This window comes from Pseudomonas sp. BF-RE-21 (genome assembly GCF_019947305.1).
In the GTDB taxonomy this organism is placed as follows: domain Bacteria; phylum Pseudomonadota; class Gammaproteobacteria; order Pseudomonadales; family Pseudomonadaceae; genus Aquipseudomonas; species Aquipseudomonas migulae.
The window spans coordinates 55,416-77,248 of record NZ_JAGYGF010000014.1; the positions used below are offsets into that span (position 1 = coordinate 55,416).

The window sequence follows — 21,833 nt, forward strand, 5'->3', positions numbered from 1 at the left end:
CGTCAAACAACGCGGACTCACCGATACACGCTACGGAGCCCCCATGGCCAACGCTTTACCCGACCTGAAACTATTACGCATCTTCGTCAGCGTGGTCCGCCATCAGGGGTTTGCCAACGCTCAGCAAGAGCTCAACCTCTCGACCTCGGCGATCAGCACCTACATGAGCCAGCTCGAAGCGGCCCTCGGCCTGGTGCTGTGCCATCGCGGGCGCGGCGGTTTCAGCCTGACCAGTAAAGGCGAGCTGTTCCATCAGGAAACCCTGCGCCTGCTCGGCGAACTCGAAGGCTTCGAGCAATACGCGGCGGCGCTGAAGGGCGAATTGCGCGGTACGCTGAACCTCGGCGTCATCGACTCTACCGTCAGCGACAAGGCCTTGCCGTTCGCCGAAGCCATCGGCGCCTACAGCCAGGAACACCCGGCCGTGCATTTGCACCTGTCGGTGATGAGCCCGTACGAGCTGCAACTCGGCGTACAGGACAACCGCCTCGATCTGGCCATCGGTGCGTTTTCCACGCGCATGAGCGGGCTGGTCTACATGCCGTTGTACCGCGAGCAACACTGGCTGTATTGCAGCAGCCGTCATCCGCTGTTCACCGAGCGGCGCATTCCCGAACAGGTCATCACTCAGCAGCGCATGGTCGGCCGCGGCTATTGGAGCCAGGCCGAACTGGCGCGCCACGGCTTCAAGCACAGTGCCGCGACCGTGGAAAGTATGGAGGCGCAGTTGATTCTGGTGCTGTCCGGCGCCTACATCGGTTACCTGCCGGAGCATTACGCCCAGGCCTGGGCCGACAAGGGTGATTTGCGCGTGTTGCTGCCGGCGACGTTCGGTTACCAGGCGCCGTTTTCGATGATCATGCGCCGGGGCCGCAGCCGCGAACCGTTGATCCAGACCTTCCGCGACCTGCTCAAGGCGCAGCTCAATCAGGCTTGAAACCATGTCCAGAATCCAATGCCCGCGCTGCCTGCGCCCGCAAACCCACTGCCTGTGCCCATTGATCCCGAGCCTCGACAGCCGCACTCGGGTGTTGCTGCTGCAGCATCCGAGCGAAGTGAACCATGCGCTGAACACCGCAAGGCTGGCGGCGTTGGGGTTGAACAATGCCGAATTGGTTGTGGGTGAGGTGTTCGAGGATTTGCCGGCGCTATTGAATCAGCCGGGCTATCAGGCGCGATTATTGTTTCCGGCCGATGATGCGCAACCGATGCAGGCTTACACCGCAAACGATGAGCCACTCTTGTTGGTGGTGCCGGACGGCACCTGGCGCAAGGCGCGCAAAATGCTGCACCTCAATCCGTTGCTGGCGGCATTGCCCCGAGTGACTTTGGTGGAGGGTGGCGTGTCGCGGTATCGCTTGCGCAAGGCGCCAGCGCCGGGGGCGTTATCGACGGTGGAGGCGATTGTGCAGGCGTTGCAGACGCTGGAAGCGCCTGTCAGTTTCGAGCCGTTATTGAAACCGTTCGAGGCGTTGATCGAGGGGCAGATTGCGGCGATGGGGGAGGAGGTTTTCCAGCGCAACCACGGTCCGAAATAATCGTTGGACTTGAAGGCCTCATCGCGAGCAGGCTCGCTCCCACAGTTGACCGGGTTCTTCCAGAAGAAACGCGATCACTGTGGGAGCGAGCCTGCTCGCGATGACGGTAAAACAATCAAAGAAAATCTCAGCAAAAACTACCTTTCCCGCATCGCCTCCGTCCGCGCTTTCAACACCGGTTTCAGCAGATAATCCAGCACACTTTTCTCCCCGGTAATGATATCCACCGTCGCCACCATCCCCGGAATGATCAGCAGTGGTTTCACATCCCCGCCCAAGTGGTTTTTATCGGTCCGCACCTGAATCAGATAGAAGCTGTTGCCCTTGTCATCAGTAATCGTGTCCGCACCAATCAACTCAAGCCTGGCACTCAACCCACCATAAATCGTGTAGTCGTACGCACTGAACTTGACCATCGCTTTCTGCCCCGGATGCAGGAACGCCACGTCTTGCGGGCGCACCTTGGCTTCGATCAGCAGGTTGTCTTCGATGGGCACGATTTCCACCATGTCGCTGCCCGGCTGGACCACGCCGCCGATGGTGTTGACCTTCAGCACTTTGATAATCCCGTGTACCGGCGATACCACCGTGGTGCGGCTCACGCGGTCGTCGATGGCGATGCTCGACGCGGTGATTTTCGACAGCTCGGTGCGTTTCTCATTCAGCTCCTTCGCCGCGTCCGAACGGAAGGTTTGTTCCGACTCGTCGATCTTGCTTTTGATCTCGTTGATCGCCGACTCGGCGCGAGGAATCGCCAGCGTCGTGGCATTCAGCGAGCCGCGAATCTCCACTGCGCTGCGTTTGAGCCGCAGGATTTCCACCGGCGACACCGCCCCGGTGCCCACCAGTGGCGCGGACATGTTCATTTCCTGTTGCAGCAGCGCCAGGCTTGAACTGTATTGCCCCTGTTTGGAGCGGAACTCCGCCAGTTCCTGGGTTTTCTGCCGCAGTTGTTCGGTCAGCGTGCGTTGCTCGCTGGCCAACCGGCGTTGCCGTTGTTCGTACAGCGAGCGCTCGTCCTCGGCCACTTGCGGGGCTTTGGCGATCACCTCCGGCGACAAACTGAACGGCCGTCCCTCGGCCTCGGCAGACAGGCGTTCGACCTGCGCGGTCAAGGCATAACGATCCGCTTCACTCTCGCCCTTGTTCGACAGAAACCGCGTGTCATCCAGGCGCAGCAACGTGTCGCCCTTGTTCACCATTTGCCCTTCGCGCACGAAGATTTCTGTGACGATGCCGCCCTCCAGGTTCTGGATCACTTGAACCTTGCTCGACGGGATCGCCTTGCCTTCGCCCATGGTGACTTCCTGCAACACGGCGAATTTGGCCCAGACCACGGCGCTGATGATCAACGCAGCGGCGAGCCACACGGTGATCCGCGACCAGCGCGGTGAATCCTGCAACGAAGCGCCGGCCGTTTCCGGCATGAACTCGCTTTCGGCGCTTTTGCTGAAGCTGTCGAAGTAGCCGCGTGAGCTTTGTGACGATGACATGAGCGGACTCCTAGACGGCCGCAGAGCCGACACGGCCCTTGCGCAGTGCATCGATGACCGCTTCTTTCGGACCGTCGGCGACGATCCGCCCGTTGTCGAGCACCACCAGCCGATCCACCAGGCTGAGCATCGAGGTGCGGTGGGTCACCAGCAGCAAGGTTTTGCCCTGGACCCAACCGTGAAGTTTTTGCCGCAAAACATCTTCGCTGCTGTTGTCCATGGCGCTGGTGGGTTCGTCGAGCAGCATGATCGGCGGGTCGAGCAACAAGGCGCGAGCCAGCAATACGGCTTGGCGTTGCCCGCCCGACAGCAACTGCCCGCGTTCGCCGACGGGCCGGTCAAACCCTTGTGGGTGTTGACGCGCGAGCTCGGTGACGCCGGTCAGTTCGGCCACTTCCAGCATCCGCGCATCGCTGATGTAGCGCGCGCCGAGTGTCAGGTTGTCGCGCAGGCTGCCGGCCAGCAACGGCAGGTCATGGGCGACATAACCGATCTGCTGGCGCAGGTCGGCGACGTCCAGTTGCCGCAGGTCCAGGCCATCGAGCAGCAACTGGCCTTCCTCCGGTTCATAGAACCCCATGACCAGTCGCCCCAAGGTGCTTTTGCCCGAACCGCTGCGACCGATGATGCCGACCCGCTCACCGGGTTTGAGGCTGAAACTGATGTTGGCCAGCGCTGGTGCATTCTGGCCGTTGTAGCGAAAGGTCACGCCGCTGACGTCGAGGGCGCCTTGCAGTTGCGTGCGCTCCAATGGCCGCTGTTTCGCATCGCGCTCCTGCGGCAGGCCCATCAGCGCATCGGTACTTTTCATCGTCAGTTGCGCTTGCTGATAGCGCGTGATCAGCCCGGCGATCTGCCCCAACGGTGCGAGTACGCGACTGCCAAGCATGTAGGTCGCCACCAGCGCGCCGACGCTGAGGTTGCCGGCGATGATGCTGTAGACCCCGGCGACGATGGTCGCCATGCCGGAGAACTGCTGGATGAACAGCGTGCCGTTGGTGGCCAGCGCCGAGAGGTTGCGCGCGTGGCTGTCGAGGCGGGTGAGGGCGCCGTGGGTGCTTTCCCATTTGTGCTGGCGCTCGCTTTCGGCGCTGCAGGCCTTGAGGGTTTCCAGGCCGCCGAGGGTTTCGATCAGCAACGCCTGGCGTTCGGCGCCGAGGGTCAGGCTTTTTTGCACGGTGTCGCGCAGCCTTACCTGAATCACCATTGCGAACAGGATCGTAATCGGAAACGCGAGCAACGGAATGACTACCAGCCAGCCACCGAGCAGGCCGATCACCACCAGCATCAGCACGGCGAAGGGCAGGTCGATCAGGCTGGTCAGGGTGACGGCGGTGAGGAATTCGCGCAGGCCCTGGAAGTCATGGATGCTCTGGGCGAAACCGCCGATGGTCGCCGGCCGCGCTTTCATCGACATGCCGGTGATGCGTTCGAACAAGGTTGCGGACAGGATCACGTCGGTCTTCTTGCCGGCGGTGTCCAGCAAGTGCGCGCGGACCACCCGTAACGCCAGCTCGAAACCGGTGCCGATCAGCAAGCCGATGGACAGCACCCACAGGGTCGAAGTGGCCTGGTTCGGCACCACGCGGTCGTAGGTCTGCATCACGAACAACGGCACCATCAGCCCCAGCAGGTTGATCAGGAAACTCGCCAGGATCGCATCGCTGTACAGCCACTTCGACAGCTTCAAGGTGTCGCGAAACCACGCCTCCACACGCGGCACCAGAGGCGAACGCAGGTCTTCGAGTTCATGCCGTGGCCGGGCGAACAAGGCCTGGCCGCTGTAGTTTTCGGCCAGCTCTTCACGGCTGACCCATTGCTCGCCGCCGTCGGCTTCGCTCGGCAGGATCAGCAGGCGGCCATCATCGCCAAAGCGACGCAGCACGGCGGTGCGACCGTTGTCGAGGATCAGCAGCACCGGCAGGTTGAGCGCAGAAATGTCGTCCAGTTCACGGCGCAACAAGCGCGCCTGCAAACTGGCCCGGGCCGCTGCGCGCGGCAGCAGGTCCAGGCTCAGGCGTTGGTGTGCCATTGGCAGCCCGGCACTCAGGCTGGCACGACTGACCGTCGCGCCATGAAGTTTGCAGAGAATCAACAGACCGTCCAGAAGCGGGTCATCGAAGCTCAGCCGCGGATCGACACCAGTGTTGCCGGATTCCATGCTGGTCACATTGCTCGCTCCAGTACGCTACTTCAGTTCAGGCAAACGGGCTTCGTTTTTCACTTCGGTCTGGGCAATCGCGTCGGCGGGCAGTACCACGCGTTGTTTGCTCAGCAACTGGCCCATGTTTGCCAGCACGCGGTACATCGAGAACTCCTCGGTGTAGCGCACTTCGGTATAGCGACGGTTGGCGTTGTAGAGTTCGTTTTCGCTGTCGAGCACGTCAAGCAGGGTCCGTTGGCCGAGGCCGAACTGGTCCTGATACGCCGCCCGTACACGGGTGGTGGTTTCGGCGTATTCGCGGGCGGTCGGGGTTTGTTTTTTCGCGTTGACCATGGCGTTCCAGGCCAGGTGAATGTTCTCGTTGAGCTGGCGCAGGGCGTTGTTGCGGATGTCCATGGCCTGGTTGATCTTGTGCGCGTCGGAGGCCAGTCGCGCCTTGTCGCTGCCGCCACGGAACAGGTTGTAGTTCATCACGACGCCGACGCGCCATTCGTTGTCGTGGCCTTCTTCACCGGCGATGTTGTTATTCGCCCCCACCGCGGCTTCAGCGTCGAAGCGTGGGTAGAACGGCGACTTGGCGACTTCGTACTGGCTCTCGGCCGATTGCACATCCGCCTGGGCCGATTTCAGGTACGGGTTGTTGTCGACCATGCTCTGTTGGGCATCCCGGATCGTGGCCGGCAATTCGCCGCGAATCGATGGTAGCGTTTCCAGTTCATCGGGCATGCGCCCTGTGACGGCGTAGAAATTCGCTTCGGCATCGGCCAGATCGACTTCGGCGGTGTCGAGGTTGTTTTCCGCGAGTGCCCGACGCGCCACGGACTGGTCGGCGTCAGCGGTGCTGCCGATCCCGCGCTGGGTGCGCAGGCCGATCTGGTCGTTGACGCGCAGGTGGGCTTGCAGGTTGTTCTTGGCCAGTGTCACCAGTTCGCGGCGCTTGAGCACTTCGAGGTAGACCTCGATGGTGCGCAGGGCCAGGTCCTGAGCGGTGCCCTGCGCGTAATAGGCCCGTGAATTAACCACGCCTTTGGTGCGCTCGACTTCGTTGGCCGTGTTGAAGCCATCGAACAGCATCTGCCGCAGACGCAGTTCCGATTGGGTGTAATTCAGGATTTCCGTGTGGTGATTGCCGAAGGCCCGGGTGTTGGTGTTATCGCTGTACCCGCGCCCGTACGAGGCGTTCAGGTCCACGGAAGGATAAAAGCCCCCCTTGGCGACTTTCACGTCTTCATCGGCCGACAGGCGGCTGTCCACCCGCGACGCCAGTTCCGGGTGGGTCGCAATGGTGCTCTGGATCGCCTCGGTCAGTGACATGGCGTGAGCCTGAGAAGTACAGGCCATCGCCAATAGAATCGCACTGCAGATGGGGTTCAATCGGCGCATGGGTACATCTCCCTGAGTCCTAATGGTGCTTATTAGTCGCCAATTATTTGACGACATTTATAGGTGAAACCGTTTCATGCTCTTTACAACAGAGCTAAGAACATTCTGGGAGGAATCTAAGAAGGATTTCTCATAAGGGTTATGCCAAAAAAAACTTATGCGCTCTGCAAAATCCAGCACATTGTTCACGTCGAAAGCCCTTGATTTATGAGCGTTAGGGCGCTCGAAAGGGCAAAAGGAAAGTTCCGCCCACATATCGACTAGGGCGTAGAAGTGCTGGAGGGGAGGGACGCGAAACGGTTTTCTTGGTGACGGTTTTTTGTCACTTGGTTGGTTCAGAACCGTTACGCATCGCTCACTGGACGAGGTGTTACCGAACAGGATCCCGATGCCTTTGATTGCAGAGGGTTTTATTCCGTAGCGGACACGTCGCCCGTGAGCGACACGCTTGGCGAGATAGTCGCCAGGGCAGTGGCTTGGTGTTGACGAGCTGCTCCCCGGAAGAGGCTCGCTGGCCACCGCTTTACCCATGAGCACGTTCTTCGCAAACAACAGGATGCCGACGGCAGTCGGCAGCGGAGGAAGTGCACATGGCTACGCTCATCGGTATCGTCAGTAAGGTCATTGGTCAGGTGTTCGCCCAGGGGAGCGACGGTACCCGGCGTGTGCTGATCGAGGGGGACCGGCTGTTTGCCGGCGATCAACTGATCACCGGGGCCGAAGGCGCGGTGGCGGTGCACCTGCAAAATGGCCAGGAACTGACGCTCGGGCGTGGCAGCAGTCTGCAAATGAACCCTCAGTTGCTGGTGGATCACGCCTCCCATGTGAATACACCTGAAGCGACTACGCCGACTCAGGCTCAACTGTCAGATGTCGAGCGAGTGCAAAAAGCCATCGCGGCGGGCGACGACCCGACCCAAACCGCTGAAGCGACCGCGGCGGGGCCGGGCACACCGGGTGCGCCCGGCGGTGCATTGGGTGGCGGCCATAGTTTTGTGCTGCTGGAGGAAGTGGCCGGGCGGGTCGATCCGACGGTCGGTTTTCCCACTGCGGGCTTCAATGGTGTTCCCGAATTTCCCCGGGAGCGCCTGGCCGGTGATCCGGACGCCGGTGATCCGGACAATGGCGGCAATGCGACCGCTGCACCGATTGTGGCGGATACCCCGGATCGTCCGGACATTCCGGATACTCCAGACAATCCAGACAATCCCGTCACCCTGGATGGCCTCGACGTAGAGGGCGGCGAGCTGACCGTCTACGAGAAAAACCTCACCTACGGCACCGACCCGGACGCTCCGGCGCTGACTCAATCCGGCACCTTCACCGTCACCGCGCTGGATGGCCTGCTGACCCTCACCGTCGGCGGCATCGCCGTGGTCACGGCGGGCGTGGCGGCGGGCTTCCCGCAATCGAGCGAGACCGACACCGGCGCGATCTTCACCATCACCGGTTACAACCCGGCGACCGGCGTGGTGAGCTACAGCTACACGTTGCGTTACGACAGCGACCACCCGAATCCCGGTGGTGCCGACAGCATCTCTGAACACTTCGACGTGGTGGCCAAGGATGTCGACGGCAGCACCGCAACCGGGCAGATCAACGTCAACATCGTCGATGACACACCGAACGCCAGCCCGGACGCGACCTCGGTGGTGGAGGGCGGCACCGTCAGCGGCAACGTGCTGTGGAACGACGTCGCCGGCGCCGATGGCCCCTTGCTCGGCGGTGGCGTGGTCGGCGTGCGCGCCGGCTCGGATACTTCGACCCCGGTCAACGGCGGCCTCAACACCCACATCAACGGCACCTACGGTTACCTGACCCTGGACGCCCAGGGCAACGCCGAATACCACAGCTACCCGAACGGGGTGAACGGCCCCGGTGCGACCGACGTGTTCACCTACACCCTGCGTGATAACGACGGTGACGAAAGCACCACGACCATCACCATCGACGTCACCAATGGCTGCATCAGCCCGGTCACCCTCAGCGGCCTCGACGCGTATGGCGGTGAACTGACCGTCTACGAAAAAAACCTCACCTACGGCACCGACCCGGATGCCCCGGCGCTGACCCAGACCGGCACCTTCAACGTCAACGCGCCGGATGGCTTGCTAACCCTCACCGTCGGCGGCATCGCCGTGGTCACTGCCGGCGTGGCGGCAGGTTTCCCGCAATCGAGCGAGACCGACACCGGTGCGATCTTCACCATCACCGGTTACAACCCGGCCACCGGTGTGGTGAGTTACAGCTACACGCTGCGTTACGACAGCGACCACCCGAATCCCGGTGGTGCCGACAGCATCTCCGAGCACTTCGACGTGGTGGCCAAGGATGTCGACGGCAGCACCGCAACCGGGCAGATCAACGTCAACATCGTCGATGACACACCGAACGCCAGCCCCGACGCGACCTCGGTGGTGGAGGGCGGCACCGTCAGCGGCAACGTGCTGTGGAATGACGTCGCCGGCGCCGATGGCCCCTTGCTCGGCGGTGGCGTGGTCGGCGTGCGCGCCGGCTCGGACACCTCGACCCCGGTCAACGGCGGCCTCAACACCCACATCAACGGCACCTACGGTTACCTGACCCTGGACGCCCAGGGAAATGCTGAATACCACAGCTACCCGAACGGGGTGAGCGGCCCCGGCGCGACCGACGTGTTCACCTACACCCTGCGTGATAACGACGGTGACGAAAGCACCACGACCATCACCATCGACGTCACCAATGGCTGCATCAGCCCGGTCACCCTCAGCGGCCTCGACGCGTATGGCGGTGAACTGACCGTCTACGAAAAAAACCTCACCTACGGCACCGACCCGGATGCTCCGGCCCTGACCCAGACCGGCACCTTCAACGTCAACGCGCCGGATGGCCTGCTAACCCTCACCGTCGGCGGCATCGCCGTGGTCACGGCGGGCGTGGCGGCAGGTTTCCCGCAATCGAGCGAGACCGATACCGGCGCGATCTTCACCATCACCGGTTACAACCCGGCGACCGGCGTGGTGAGCTACAGCTACACGTTGCGTTACGACAGCGACCACCCGAATCCCGGTGGTGCCGACAGCATCTCCGAGAACTTCGATGTGACGGCCAAGGATGTCAACGGCAGCACCGCGACCGGACAGATCAACGTCAACATCGTCGATGACACACCGAACGCCAACCCTGAGACAACGTCGGTGGTGGAGGGCGGTACCGTCAGCGGCAACGTGCTGTGGAATGACGTCGCCGGCGCCGATGGCCCCTTGCTCGGCGGTGGCGTGGTCGGCGTGCGCGCCGGCTCGGATACTTCGACCCCGGTCAACGGCGGGCTCAACACCCACATCAACGGCACCTACGGCTACCTGACCCTGGACGCCCAGGGCAACGCCGAATACCACAGCTACCCGAACGGGGTGAACGGCCCGGGTGCGACCGACGTGTTCACCTACACCCTGCGCGATAACGACGGTGATGAAAGCACCACGACGATCACCATTGACGTCAGCAACGGCTGCATCAGTCCGGTCACCCTCAGCGGCCTCGACGCGTATGGCGGTGAACTGACCGTCTACGAAAAAAACCTCACCTACGGCACCGACCCGGACGCACCGGCCCTGACCCAGACCGGCACCTTCAACGTCAACGCGCCGGATGGCCTGCTGACCCTCACCGTCGGCGGCATCGCCGTGGTCACTGCCGGCGTGGCGGCAGGTTTCCCGCAATCGAGCGAGACCGATACCGGTGCGATCTTCACCATCACCGGTTACAACCCGGCGACCGGCGTGGTGAGCTACAGCTACACGTTGCGTTACGACAGCGACCACCCGAATCCCGGTGGTGCCGACAGCATCTCCGAGCACTTCGATGTGACGGCCAGGGATGCCAACGGCAGCACCGCGACCGGGCAGATCAACGTCAACATCGTCGATGACACGCCGAACGCCAACCCTGAGGCAACGTCGGTGGTGGAGGGCGGCACCGTTAGCGGCAACGTGCTGTGGAACGACGTCGCCGGCGCCGATGGTCCCTTGCTCGGCGGTGGCGTGGTCGGCGTGCGCGCCGGCTCGGACACTTCGACCCCGGTCAACGGCGGGCTCAACACCCACATCAACGGCACCTACGGTTACCTGACCCTGGACGCCCAGGGCAACGTCGAATACCACAGCACCCCGAATGCCGTGAACGGCCCCGGTGCGACCGACGTGTTCACCTACACCTTGCGTGATAACGACGGCGACGAAAGCACCACGACCATCACCATCGACGTCACCAATGGCTGCATCAGCCCGGTCACCCTCAGCGGCCTTGACGCGTATGGCGGTGAACTGACCGTCTACGAAAAAAACCTCACCTACGGCACCGACCCGGACGCACCGGCCCTGACCCAGACTGGCACCTTCAACGTCAACGCGCCGGATGGCCTGCTAACCCTCACCGTCGGCGGCATCGCCGTGGTCACCGCAGGCGTGGCGGCAGGTTTCCCGCAATCGAGCGAGACCGATACCGGCGCGATCTTCACCATCACCGGTTACAACCCGGCGACCGGCGTGGTGAGCTACAGCTACACGTTGCGTTACGACAGCGACCACCCGAATCCCGGTGGTGCCGACAGCATCTCCGAGAACTTCGATGTGACGGCCAAGGATGTCAACGGCAGCACCGCGACCGGACAGATCAACGTCAACATCGTCGATGACACACCGAACGCCAACCCTGAGGCAGCGTCGGTGGTGGAGGGCGGCACCGTCAGCGGCAACGTGCTGTGGAACGACGTCGCCGGCGCCGATGGACCCTTGCTCGGCGGTGGTGTGGTCGGCGTGCGCGCCGGCTCGGACACTTCGACCCCGGTCAACGGCGGCCTCAACACCCACATCAACGGCACCTACGGTTACCTGACCCTGGACGCCCAGGGCAACGTCGAATACCACAGCACCCCGAATGCCGTGAACGGCCCCGGCGCGACCGACGTGTTCACCTACACCCTGCGTGATAACGACGGTGACGAAAGCACCACGACCATCACCATCGACGTCAGCAACGGCTGCATCAACGCGGTCAGCGACAATGGCGTAACCATCATCACCAACGTCCTGTCGGGCAACGTCACGGTGCCGGGCGACGTGCTGCTGGCCAACGACATCGATGCCAACGCCAACCCGCTGACCGTATCGCCAACCACCTTCAACACTGGCTGGATTGTCAAAGGTGCGGACTTTACCGGCAGCAACCCGAGCTACAGCTTCACCGGCAACAACGCTCAATCGGTGACCATCGCGCGCAGCGCATTCGTCGCCAACACCGCAGCCATGACCGCGGTGCTGGTGGTCAGCGGAGCGTTGGGCGAAGCCAAAAACAACAACGGCAACGGCAACGGCAACGGCAACAGCAACAGCAACAGCAACAGCAACAGCAACAGCAACAGCAACAGCAACAGCAACAGCAACAGCAACAGCAACAGCAACAGCAATGACGAGGACCACATCACCGTCACCCTCAAACAGGGTGAAACCCTGAACCTCGATCACAACCTGGCGGGCGGTCACGTCAGCATGGAGTACTCGGTCAACGGCGGCTCGTTCATCGGCATCGGTGATGGCCAGACCATCACCGCCGCAGTAGACGGCACCTACCAGATCCACATCATCAACATCGATGACGGCGGGCATGGCAACGGCAAGGGCGCGGAAAATTATCAACTGACCCTGACCGTCGACTACTCCGGCGCCCACAACACCACCCCGGACTATCACGGCGCCTACGCCGTCGACGACAGCACAGCGGTGACCATCAGCTATCAGGACGGACACACCCTCACCGGCACAACGGGTGACGACATGCTGGTGGCGGGCACTGGCAACAACGTGATCAACGCCGGCGACGGCAACGATGTGCTCACCGCCGGTGCGGGCAACAACGAGTTGCACGGTGGCGCCGGCAATGACTTGCTCTACAGCGGCGCGGGCAACGACCTGCTCGACGGCGGCACCGGTATCGACACCGCGAGCTACGCCCACGCCACCGCCGGGGTCAAAGTGGATCTGAGCCTGCTTGGCGCGCAAAACACTGTGGGCGCCGGCACCGATACCCTGACCGCCATCGAAAACCTCACCGGTTCCAGCTTCGATGACAAACTGACCGGCGACAGCCACAACAACATCATCACCGGCGGCCTCGGCAACGACGTGCTCAACGGTGGCGGCGGCGATGACGTGCTCATCGGCGGCCTCGGCAACAACACCCTCACCGGTGGTGCCGGTGCCGACTCCTTCCTGTGGCTCAAAGGCAACAGCGGCCACGACGTGGTTACCGACTTCACGCCAGGCACCGACAAACTCGACCTGTCGCAACTGTTGCAAGGGGAGAACGGCACGGCGGCGTCGCTGGATGACTACCTGCACTTCAAAGTCACCGGCAGCGGCGATTCACTGGTCACCAGCATCGACGTCAGCGGCATGGCGGGTGCTGCGCCAAACCAGACTATCGACCTGGCCGGTGTGGACCTGGCCAGCCATTACGGTGTGACACCGGGCGCGGGTGGGGTGATTGCCGGGGCGGATACGGCGACCATCATCAACGGCATGCTGAATGACCATTCGTTGAAGGTCGATACCGTGTGACCTGAAACCTTAAACAACAAAACCCGCCATCCCTGTGTAAGGGATGGCGGGTTTTTTGTTGTGCGTTGTTTAGGGAAGTGTCCGACCGGCGGTAGCAAAACCTGTGATTTCTGACAGTAGCCAGACTTTGGTGACTGCCTTTAAATCATGTCATCGGTTGAGTGAAAGCGTTTTTTTCAAGCAGTTCGACAAATCGATTTTTTACTCCCGTCGGCCGTCACCCTGGCCTTTCACGACATTGTTTTCCCGAACAAGCGCCGGGTCATTTTTGATCGTGCGTAGATCCGCCACATCCTGGGCAGTTGAAGCCCGTTAACAAGGAACTGTGAAATGACTATCTATGAAAAGTATAAAGTGCTGACTCCGCAAGAACAGCGGTTGTACAACAATAGAGTGATGCTGGCCAATCAAGAACCACCCCCGAATGATCCACCTGGTTTGCCGAATACTACGTTGTTAGGTCCGACCGCCGATGATCCAGGTCAACAGCTCCAGTACAAAGATCGGGTGTTTCCTCTGGTTGTGGATGTTCCTTTTTTTCCCGATGCCAGTTCTCCAGATCCAGAAAGAGTCACTGTGCAGTTGAAGTGGGATGGCACCCTGTTCGGACCTGTCCAGGATTTTGTAACGCCTTTGACTCCCGACGAGATTGCTGCAAAATTTCCAATGAAATTTGAAGTTAATGTGGGGCGTATCAACGTTCCGGGGCCGCATTTGTTGTCTTATCATCAGACTTACGGGCCGAATGATGCCAGAACAGAAGATCTTGAAATCAATATTGATATGGATCCGCCTGTCCCTGTTGGGAAAGTAGGGGTTCCGGCTGAAATTGAAGCAGATTTAACGATTACCAAGGCCTATCTGGATACTCATGGCTTTGTTAAGTTGACATGCCGAGAGTGGGGAGGGGCAAAGATCGGAGACGAAATTGAGTTTCGATATGGTTCATCGATACCCAACTCCCGACTCATTGAAAGAATCGTACGCAACGATCTTTCGATCTTGCCTGTTACCGAAAAACTGACCAAGGAATTTATTGGGTCTGCAGAGGGCGTATTCTCGCTGTTTTTCGTCCTGTTTGACCGTAAAGGTAATCAAAGCTTTATATCCGAGTTTCTTTTGCTGGATGTAGTGCTCTCTGAACCTCCAAAAAACCAGACTCTGCTGGTTGGACTGCACGATGATGATGATCAGATCTTGGTCGAGGATGCACAGACACCGGTTACTGCCATAATCAACTACGAAAACTGGTTGCCTCAAGACAGGCTGCTGTTGAGCGTAGACGGGCAAACTCCCATCGATGTGCCTATTACCCAGGTTCCGTTCCCACTTCAGCTGTCCTATAAATACCTGCATAACGGCAATGTAGGTCCGAAAACGGTTCCGCTTGTCTATCAGATCAAGCGAGGCAGACTTTTACATCCCAGGACTCCAACTCCGAAAGATCTGAACATTGACTTCTATTCGCCACTGCCGATTGATCCGGATAAACCGGGGTTGCCAGGTTTTCCGCATGACAAGCTTTTCCCGGTAACAGTGCAAGGTACGGTAACGACGGACCCTAACAAGATCAGGGCTGTTGACCTGGTTGCCGGCGTGGATGCACAGGTACTTATTTATGAGGGTTTCAAGACAGGGCATGTTGTATCGCTTTATGTGGAAGGAGTTACCGTTCCGGAGGACCCTGTAAGAGGCAAGGGTGGTGTCTGGACGATGGATGGTACTGAAACGGCTGCAACGATGTTGACCTTTACTATTGCTCCAGAAATTTTTGAAGCAAGCGGAAACAATCCGGCCACCAAGGTTCACTACAATGTGACTCACTCGCTCAACGAGAACTTCAATCGTTCAAAAGATCAGGAAGTTGATGTTTTCCTAGTGCCGGTTACTATCCCCAAACCAAAATTTCTTCACACGGTTACCGGTCTATGGGGACCTACATTAGGGTGTCGTTCGATTAAAGATGATTCATTGCTGGGCAAGGTCATTGAAGTAGAGGTTCCTGGTGGCGAACTTAGACTGGCAAATCAGGAACTTTCATTTGTCTATCAGGGTTATGTTAACGATCTGTCCACCCCCGGGCAAAATAAACCAGGGCCAGCAATATCGGGTAACACCGTAACAGTGAAAAAAACACCGTCTACTGTTGAAGCCAGAGATGGCTTCCTTGTAAAAATCCCTTATGCGCAGTTTGCCGTGACTAATGACGGTTGGGGCGACCTTAAGTATACGGCGTTAATAGATGGGCAACCGGCCTCGGGAGGATCCGATCCGACCAAAGTAACGATGCGAATCGGTGGGGGGACCTGCCCAATCTAATGACTTGTTTAAGGAGGCACTTGGTGCCTCCTTTTTTGTCAGCGATGGGAATGGTTTTTATTGTTCCGTGCAATGGTTGGTTTGACGGATTTTCCGTAGTCGAAAGAGATTAGTCCTACATTTTTTCGTAGGAAGCGTCTGTATCGTCCGCACCCTTTGGTGTCTCCCAACAGTTGGCCAACGGAGACCGGATCACGAGAAGGTGCAGGCAAATGACGACTCAATACAAAGTTTTACGCGTACCTGCTGGTACAGGTGCTTTTAAATCGCTGGCGACATTGCCGGCTTTTTTTTTGATGAGTTGTTCAGCGTTTGCGGCAACTATCGTTGATAACGGCAACACGTTGGATGTCGATTCGTCCACGGCGCCAATCACCGATTATCTGGTGAGAAATAACAGCACGTTAAATGTAACAGGCGCGACGACCAACAGTGTCACAGTCACCAGCGGTTCTACCCTGACGATCAATGGTGGGATCGTCAACGGCAATAGCGGCGGCAACGGTGTAACGATCAATAGCAGTACGGCGACTATCAATCAGACCACGGTGACCGCCGACGCCACCGCTTTGTTGGTCAACCGTCCTAACGGATCGAACCTGGGCTCTACGGTGACGGCTACTGACAGTCAGTTCAGTGGTGCCGTAACTGGCGCCACAGTGTCGGGCCTGAGTACTCTCAACTTGATCAATAGCCAAGTGACGGGAACGGCCGCAGGCAGTCGCGGGCTGGACATTTTTGGCGGCGCAGTGCGTGCAACGGCGGGTACCCGCATCAGCGGTGATGTTGCGGGTGTATTGATAAAAAAAGACCCGGCGAACGTGGGGAATGCTTCCCTGGTGCTGGACAACTCTACCGTTGGAGGTCGCAATGGCGCGGCCATTGTTGTGGCGCAGGCCACCGATGCCAGCATCGAGGTGTTGAACAACTCCACGCTGATTGGCAATAACGGCAATGTACTTGAAGTGGAAGGCGCCTCGACGGCGAACATGCGGGTTGCGAACAGCGCCTTGCAAGGCAATGTGCAAGTGACTGGCAATAGCACCGCCAATCTCACCTTCGATAGTGCTTCGATGGAGGGCGATATCCTGCGCGAGAACGGTTCGACGGCCAATGTCACCTTGAACAATGGCTCAACGTTCACCGGACGCCTGAACAACAGCAACCTGAGCCTTAACAGCGGTTCGAGCCTGACCATGGTTGGCGATGACCGCATCGACACTCTGACGTTGAGCGACAGCACGGTTAATTTCGGTGCGCCTGGCGTGCCACGTGCGAATCGTCAACTTGAGGTGGGTACGCTCAATGGCAGCGGCATCATTGCCATGCAGGGCAACTTCCAGACCGGTGAAAGTGACTTGCTGAAAGCCGGCGCGGCCACTGGCAGCTATGAATTGGCCGTCAACGCTTCGGGCAAGGACGCGACGTCTCCTCAACAATTGACGCTGGTGCAGATCGGAAATAACCAGGCAGATTTCGCGCTGTTGGGTGGCCGGGTCGATGTGGGGACATGGCAATACGATTTAGCTGAAAGAACCAACGCCTCCGGCGAAGCGGAGTATTACCTGAACCCTACCACCCGGCTCAGTTCCGGTGCTCAATCGGTAGTGGCATTGTTTCAAACAGCCCTTACCGTGTCCTATGGCGAGTTGAAGTCGCTGGAAAACCGCATGGGCGAGTTGCAGGCGGATGACAAGCGCCACGGCCTGTGGGTACGAGCTTATGGCAACAAGTGGAACGTTGACGACGGTTCGATGGGTGTGGGTTATCGTCAAGAGCAACAGGGTTTCACCCTGGGCGCCGATACCCGACTGGGTGACAGTCCGTGGACTGTCGGTATGCTGGCGGGATACAGCAAATCCGATCTGAATCTCAACGGCGGCACCTCGGCCACGGTTGACAGTTACTACTTCGGTCCTTATTTCGGCTGGCGGAATCAGGACAATGGCTACTTCGTTGATGGCGTCCTTAAGTTCAACCATTTCCGTAACGAGTCCAAAGTCGGTATGAGCGATGGCAAACGTGCCGAAGGCGATTACAACAACTCGGCTGTGAGTGCGATGGTAGAAGGGGGGCGCCAAATTGATCTGGGGGATGGCTGGTTTGCCAAACCTTCTGTTCAGGTATCCGCTGCAATCATCCAGGGAGAAAGCTATTACTTGGACAATGGCATGAGCGCTGAGGGTGACGACACGCATTCATTGCGCACAAAGCTCGGCGTTATGGCGGGTCGAAGCATCAACCTGGGCGACACTCAGGTGCGTCCATACGGGCGAGTGGCGGTGGTCCATGAGTTTGCATCGAACGATAACAACGTGCGGGTCAATGGAAACTCGATCAATAACAACCTGTCGGGCAGCGGTTTCGAAGTCGGTGCAGGGGTGATGGTTTCAGTGTCCGAGAGACTGCATCTTGGTGTCGGTGTCGATTATGCCAAGGGTAAAAATGTCGAACAGCCCGTGGCTGCCACCTTCAGTGCGAACTATCAGTTTTAAATGTGTGAGACAAAAAAAACCGCTAAAAGCGGTTTTTTTTGCACTGCCACAATGGTCTTTGTTAACTGTCGGTAGAACCGTTCGCCGAAACCCGCGTGAACCTTACTTTATTCGATTCGGCGTTATGGTCGTCGGAAGCAACGGCACTGACCACATAGGCACTGCCTACTGTCAATCCGGTGAGAAGTGTCGCCCAATTACCATCCTCGTTGGCCGACTCTGATTTCGGGTCGACGGTCCCGTTGACCTTGAGGTTGACCGACGCTAGCGGTTCGGTTTTGCCGCCGACTCTTACATAACTGGAGGTGGTGTTACCGTTATCGATAATTTCCTCTTTGGCATCATGCACTTGGGTTTCGCGTGGTGCGATGGATTTTCTGACCTCAAACGAGTACGGGCCAGACTCACCGCCATCGGGGTATTTTGCCTTGGCAACAAGGCGATAATTATCGAGTGGCAGCGGGCCGATGGGGACTTCGTAGCCGCCAGCTCCGATTTGCCCCTCACCTAAAGAGACGTTGCCGTTGAAGATCTCGACGTACTCGCCTGCTTCGCCTTCGCCTTTGGCAATCAGGTTGCTCTCATAGGTGAAACCACCGTCATTGACGGTTGTTCCATGGGTGTCAGTCACGGTGTCCAGCGTTACAAGATCCGCCCCTTTAACGGTAAAGGTTCTGGGCGTAGGGGTTACTTCCCCGTCACCGTACAGTTTTTTGGCTTTCAGGCTATGCACGCCTGGGTCCAGTTTGATTTTGATTTCCCACTCTCCGTTACCCTTGGCGGTCGCCGGCGGAAATCCTTCTGGGGCGTCGTGGTCGAGGAGTTGAACATCCTTGCCTGGCCTGCACTTGCCCACGACGGTGAGGTTTTGGTCGGAGGTAGTGTCACCTTCGTTGACAGGATTGCCGTCCGAGTCTTCGACAGCATCGAGAGACAGGCCGATGTCCGCTGCAACGTTGAAGTTTCGTGGTTCGGATGATTTACCTTCGCCGTAGAGTGCCTTGACGGTGATGGTGTAGGAGGTGCCTGACAGCAGATTCTTGAGTTCAAGTGTGTAAACGCCATTTTGGTTAACCGGCGCCTCTTCAAGTGGTGTGCTGCCATTGAACGCCTGAACTTTCTGGTTCGGGAGGGCTTTACCTGTGACGCTCACCGATGAGGAGTAGGTCGTTTCTCCTTCACCAATTATTCCCTCGTCATCTTTCAGGGACTCGATGATGGGGGCGTCGGCGACCACGGTGAAGGTTCGAGGTGGGCTGGAAACAGGTTTGTTGCCGTAATTACCCATGGCAGTCAGGCTGTATTTTTTGACTTCCTTGACCTCGAATAACTCGGTCTTCCATTGGCCTTCCCCGTCGCTTTGGGCGGATGCCAATTCAAAAAAGCCGTCCCGTACCAGAATCGGCTTGTCCGGCTCAGCGGTTCCACTGACCGTGAAGAAGGTATCGGAGGTCGTGCCGTTTTGACCTACAAGGACATTTTTGGAGTCCCTGACGGCTCTGATACTCAATGTCAAATCTGTTTCCTCGGGCGCAGTGCCCGATGGGACGTTCGGTTGTCTGGCTGTCATGGTGATGGACTCCGGTCCTGGTGTGAGTGCCGGATTGATTTAATGCGTGAAGCATCAACATTGACTACTGTCAGAAATAACAGTTGTGGAAGGGTTTCCGATAAGCGGTTGGAGTGACGGCCAGCATCACATCGCAATGGCTCGGATTTTCAGAGTGTTTTTTGCCGAAGAATATATACCGTCACCAGCACCGCACTGGTCAGCATGAACCCGCGCGCCCACGGCAGGGGCACCAGGTAGCAGGACAACAGAATACTCGCCCACATCAGGCCGATGGCGTAGACCTTGCCCTTGAGCGGAATGCCGTTGCCGTCGAGGTAGTCGCGAATCCACGGACCCAGCCGTGGATGCTCCACCAGCCAGTTGTAAAAACGCGGCGAACTGCGGGCGAAGCAGGCGGCCGCCAGCAGCAGGAAAGGCGTGGTGGGCAATACCGGGAGGAAAATCCCGATCACCCCCAGCGCTACGCTCAGCCAGCCGATGGCCAGCAGCCCGTAACGCAACATCAGGGAGCGGTTGCCTATGGGGTTGTCCATAGGCAAAACCTTAGTGGTGACGTGGCTTGAGGATCGCCGGTTTTTCGTCTGGCGCGTTGCACAGCAGGTACAGCGCGGTCAGTGCTTCCGGGATCTGCACGATCATGTCGTCCATCAGGTTGGCGTCGGCTGCGATGTCGGAGAACTCGGGCTGTTCGTCGAACAGACCCGAACCGACCATGATCGGCAGCAGCATTTCGCTGACTTCGTCTTCGGCGGTTTCGAACCAGGCCGCTTCGCGCAGGAACACGCCTTCCATGAAGCCGATGCACCAGCCACGCAGGTCGGAATCGTCCGGATCTTCGCCGAGGTCCAGTTCGCACGGCAGCTCGAACTCTTCATCGGACGCCAGTTGGCGGGCGATGTGAGCCTTGAGGGCCAGCAGGGTGGATTCGATGGCTTCACGCTCGGTGTCGTCGGCGTAATGCGGCTCTTCGGCGAAGAGGGCGTCGATCCATTCACGGTCGGGAACGCTTTCGGAACAGATCGACAGCGCGGTGAGGTAGCCGTGGGCGGCCACGTAGTCCAGCGCCTCGTCATGCAGTTCATCGGCGTCGAGGAAGACTTGCAGGCGGGTTAGTTGCTCAGCGAAGGACATTAAAGGGCTACCTTGGGAATTAACAGATGCGGGAATTCTAGGCCTTCTTGAGCACTCAGGCCAGCCGCGCGGCATATTTGCGCTCAGTGATTTTCCAGAACAGCGCATTCCTTGCTGGAGCGAGCCTGCTTGCGAATGCTGTGTGTCAGTCGGCGAGGATTTTGATGGTGTACATATCCGTTTCTGTGGTTACGGCTGCTATCGGTTTCGCCCTTACGGCGAGTCACTTGGAAGAGCCCCAAGTAACCAAGGGCTCTTGCCCCTTTCGTTCGGCCCTTCGCTAAGGCTCAGGGTCCCCTCGCTCCGGTCCTGCTCCGTGGGCCCGCCGCCATCGGCCATCCCTGGCCGGGGGCGGCTAACCCGGCATCCATGCCGGGTTGCCCACTGCGCAGAACCTGCGCTCGGCCTCTCGAGGGGGCGCTCAGATCAAAAGCCGAAGGCGAGCTAACGCTCGGCCTGATGAGTGGTGGAAATCAAAAGCACACACGATTCCCTGTAGGAGCGAGGCTTGCCCGCGAAAAACGACCGGACAACGCGTTCATTCCGACAGTCCGCATTATCGTTGACGTCCATCGCCAGCAAGCTGGCTCCTACAATTTTGAATCGTGTGAACCCAATCCATTGTAGGAGCCGGCTTGCCGGCGAAAAGCGTCGGGGCAACGCGTTCATTCAGACAGCCCGCGTTATCGTTGACCTCCATCGCTGGCAAGCCAGCTCCTACAATTTTGAATCGTGTGAACCCAATCCATTGTAGGAGCCGGCTTGCTGCGGGCGGCGTTCCGACGATAGCGGTGGGTCAGTCGACGTTTGTATTGGCTGGATGGACGCTATCGCCAGCAAGCCGGCTCCTACAGGGGAGCGGTGTACATATCCGGAATGAGTGAACGCAGCAGAGAAGGACAACGCGGACATCCAAAGAGCCAGGTCGGCTTTCAGGCCGCCTCGGCGGCTGTGGCGGTAGTCGCCCCCTCGAGAGGCTGAGCGCAGGTTCTGAGCAGTGGGCAACCCGGCATGGATGCCGGGTTAGCCGCCCCCGGCCATGGATGGCCGATGGCGGCGGGCCCACGGAGCAGGACCGGAGCGAGGGGACCCTGAGCCTTGGCGAAGGGCCGAACGAAAGGGGCAAGAGCGCTTGGTT

11 protein-coding genes are annotated in these 21,833 nt (G+C 59.1%); 5 read left to right on the forward strand and 6 right to left on the reverse strand.

What is annotated here, in order from left to right; all coding sequences use genetic code 11:
- Positions 1 to 43: 43 nt before the first annotated feature.
- Together KGB25_RS12510 and KGB25_RS12515 are read left to right on the forward strand one after the other, a co-directional pair.
- Positions 44 to 937 carry a LysR family transcriptional regulator gene (locus KGB25_RS12510; protein ID WP_008034255.1) on the forward strand — a complete coding sequence of 298 codons (894 nt, stop codon included), beginning with the start codon at positions 44 to 46 and terminating at the stop codon, positions 935 to 937.
- Positions 938 to 941: 4 nt separating this feature from the next.
- Positions 942 to 1,538 (forward strand): tRNA-uridine aminocarboxypropyltransferase, encoded by a 597-nt coding sequence (locus KGB25_RS12515; protein WP_008040967.1) that lies wholly within the window; start codon positions 942 to 944, stop codon positions 1,536 to 1,538.
- Positions 1,539 to 1,675: 137 nt separating this feature from the next.
- Here the strand turns inward: KGB25_RS12515 and KGB25_RS12520 are convergent, their stop codons facing one another.
- The 3 genes from KGB25_RS12520 to KGB25_RS12530 are packed head-to-tail and all read right to left on the reverse strand — an operon-like array spanning position 1,676 to position 6,578.
- Positions 1,676 to 3,031 carry an HlyD family type I secretion periplasmic adaptor subunit gene (locus KGB25_RS12520; RefSeq protein ID WP_008034253.1) on the reverse strand — a complete coding sequence of 452 codons (1,356 nt, stop codon included), beginning with the start codon at positions 3,029 to 3,031 and terminating at the stop codon, positions 1,676 to 1,678.
- Between the two features lie 10 nt (positions 3,032 to 3,041).
- The gene (locus KGB25_RS12525; protein ID WP_192420868.1) at positions 3,042 to 5,201 is read right to left on the reverse strand and encodes a type I secretion system permease/ATPase; all 2,160 of its coding nucleotides are present in this window, start codon (positions 5,199 to 5,201) and stop codon (positions 3,042 to 3,044) included.
- A gap of 18 nt (positions 5,202 to 5,219) precedes the next feature.
- On the reverse strand, positions 5,220 to 6,578 hold the full coding sequence (locus KGB25_RS12530) for a TolC family outer membrane protein (protein WP_008040966.1): 1,359 nt from the start codon (positions 6,576 to 6,578) through the stop codon (positions 5,220 to 5,222).
- 590 nt (positions 6,579 to 7,168) lie between these two features.
- On the opposite strand from KGB25_RS12530, the gene KGB25_RS12535 reads away from it, so the two are divergent.
- The 3 genes from KGB25_RS12535 (at position 7,169) to KGB25_RS12550 (ending at position 17,991) form a co-directional block, all read left to right on the forward strand.
- Positions 7,169 to 13,177 carry a retention module-containing protein gene (locus tag KGB25_RS12535; protein WP_223435079.1) on the forward strand — a complete coding sequence of 2,003 codons (6,009 nt, stop codon included), beginning with the start codon at positions 7,169 to 7,171 and terminating at the stop codon, positions 13,175 to 13,177.
- Between the two features lie 330 nt (positions 13,178 to 13,507).
- Positions 13,508 to 15,496: a hypothetical protein gene (locus KGB25_RS12545; RefSeq protein WP_223435080.1), complete on the forward strand. Its 1,989-nt coding sequence runs from the start codon at positions 13,508 to 13,510 to the stop codon at positions 15,494 to 15,496.
- Positions 15,497 to 15,708: 212 nt separating this feature from the next.
- A complete protein-coding gene (locus KGB25_RS12550) occupies positions 15,709 to 17,991 on the forward strand; it encodes an autotransporter outer membrane beta-barrel domain-containing protein (RefSeq protein WP_223435081.1) in 2,283 nt (760 codons plus the stop codon).
- 61 nt (positions 17,992 to 18,052) lie between these two features.
- Here the strand turns inward: KGB25_RS12550 and KGB25_RS12555 are convergent, their stop codons facing one another.
- The 3 genes from KGB25_RS12555 to KGB25_RS12565 all read right to left on the reverse strand — a co-directional run bounded on the left by KGB25_RS12555 (position 18,053) and on the right by KGB25_RS12565 (position 20,695).
- Positions 18,053 to 19,561 carry a hypothetical protein gene (locus KGB25_RS12555; protein ID WP_223435082.1) on the reverse strand — a complete coding sequence of 503 codons (1,509 nt, stop codon included), beginning with the start codon at positions 19,559 to 19,561 and terminating at the stop codon, positions 18,053 to 18,055.
- Between the two features lie 149 nt (positions 19,562 to 19,710).
- Complete coding sequence (locus KGB25_RS12560; RefSeq protein ID WP_008040608.1) at positions 19,711 to 20,097, reverse strand: YbaN family protein; 387 nt, start codon at positions 20,095 to 20,097, stop codon at positions 19,711 to 19,713.
- A gap of 10 nt (positions 20,098 to 20,107) precedes the next feature.
- Positions 20,108 to 20,695, reverse strand: a complete 588-nt coding sequence (locus tag KGB25_RS12565; RefSeq protein WP_008040607.1) for a YecA family protein — start codon at positions 20,693 to 20,695, stop codon at positions 20,108 to 20,110.
- Between the last annotated feature and the right edge of the window lie 1,138 nt (positions 20,696 to 21,833).

Excerpts from the sequence above, each read along its gene's own strand:
- KGB25_RS12510 (WP_008034255.1), top strand. The coding sequence starts at position 44 with ATGGCCAACGCTTTACCCGACCTGAAACTATTACGCATCTTCGTCAGC.
- KGB25_RS12515 (WP_008040967.1), top strand. The coding sequence starts at position 942 with ATGTCCAGAATCCAATGCCCGCGCTGCCTGCGCCCGCAAACCCACTGC.
- KGB25_RS12520 (WP_008034253.1), bottom strand. The coding sequence starts at position 3,031 with ATGTCATCGTCACAAAGCTCACGCGGCTACTTCGACAGCTTCAGCAAA.
- KGB25_RS12530 (WP_008040966.1), bottom strand. The coding sequence starts at position 6,578 with ATGCGCCGATTGAACCCCATCTGCAGTGCGATTCTATTGGCGATGGCC.
- KGB25_RS12535 (WP_223435079.1), top strand. The coding sequence starts at position 7,169 with ATGGCTACGCTCATCGGTATCGTCAGTAAGGTCATTGGTCAGGTGTTC.
- KGB25_RS12545 (WP_223435080.1), top strand. The coding sequence starts at position 13,508 with ATGACTATCTATGAAAAGTATAAAGTGCTGACTCCGCAAGAACAGCGG.
- KGB25_RS12550 (WP_223435081.1), top strand. The coding sequence starts at position 15,709 with ATGACGACTCAATACAAAGTTTTACGCGTACCTGCTGGTACAGGTGCT.
- KGB25_RS12555 (WP_223435082.1), bottom strand. The coding sequence starts at position 19,561 with ATGACAGCCAGACAACCGAACGTCCCATCGGGCACTGCGCCCGAGGAA.
- KGB25_RS12560 (WP_008040608.1), bottom strand. The coding sequence starts at position 20,097 with ATGGACAACCCCATAGGCAACCGCTCCCTGATGTTGCGTTACGGGCTG.
- KGB25_RS12565 (WP_008040607.1), bottom strand. The coding sequence starts at position 20,695 with ATGTCCTTCGCTGAGCAACTAACCCGCCTGCAAGTCTTCCTCGACGCC.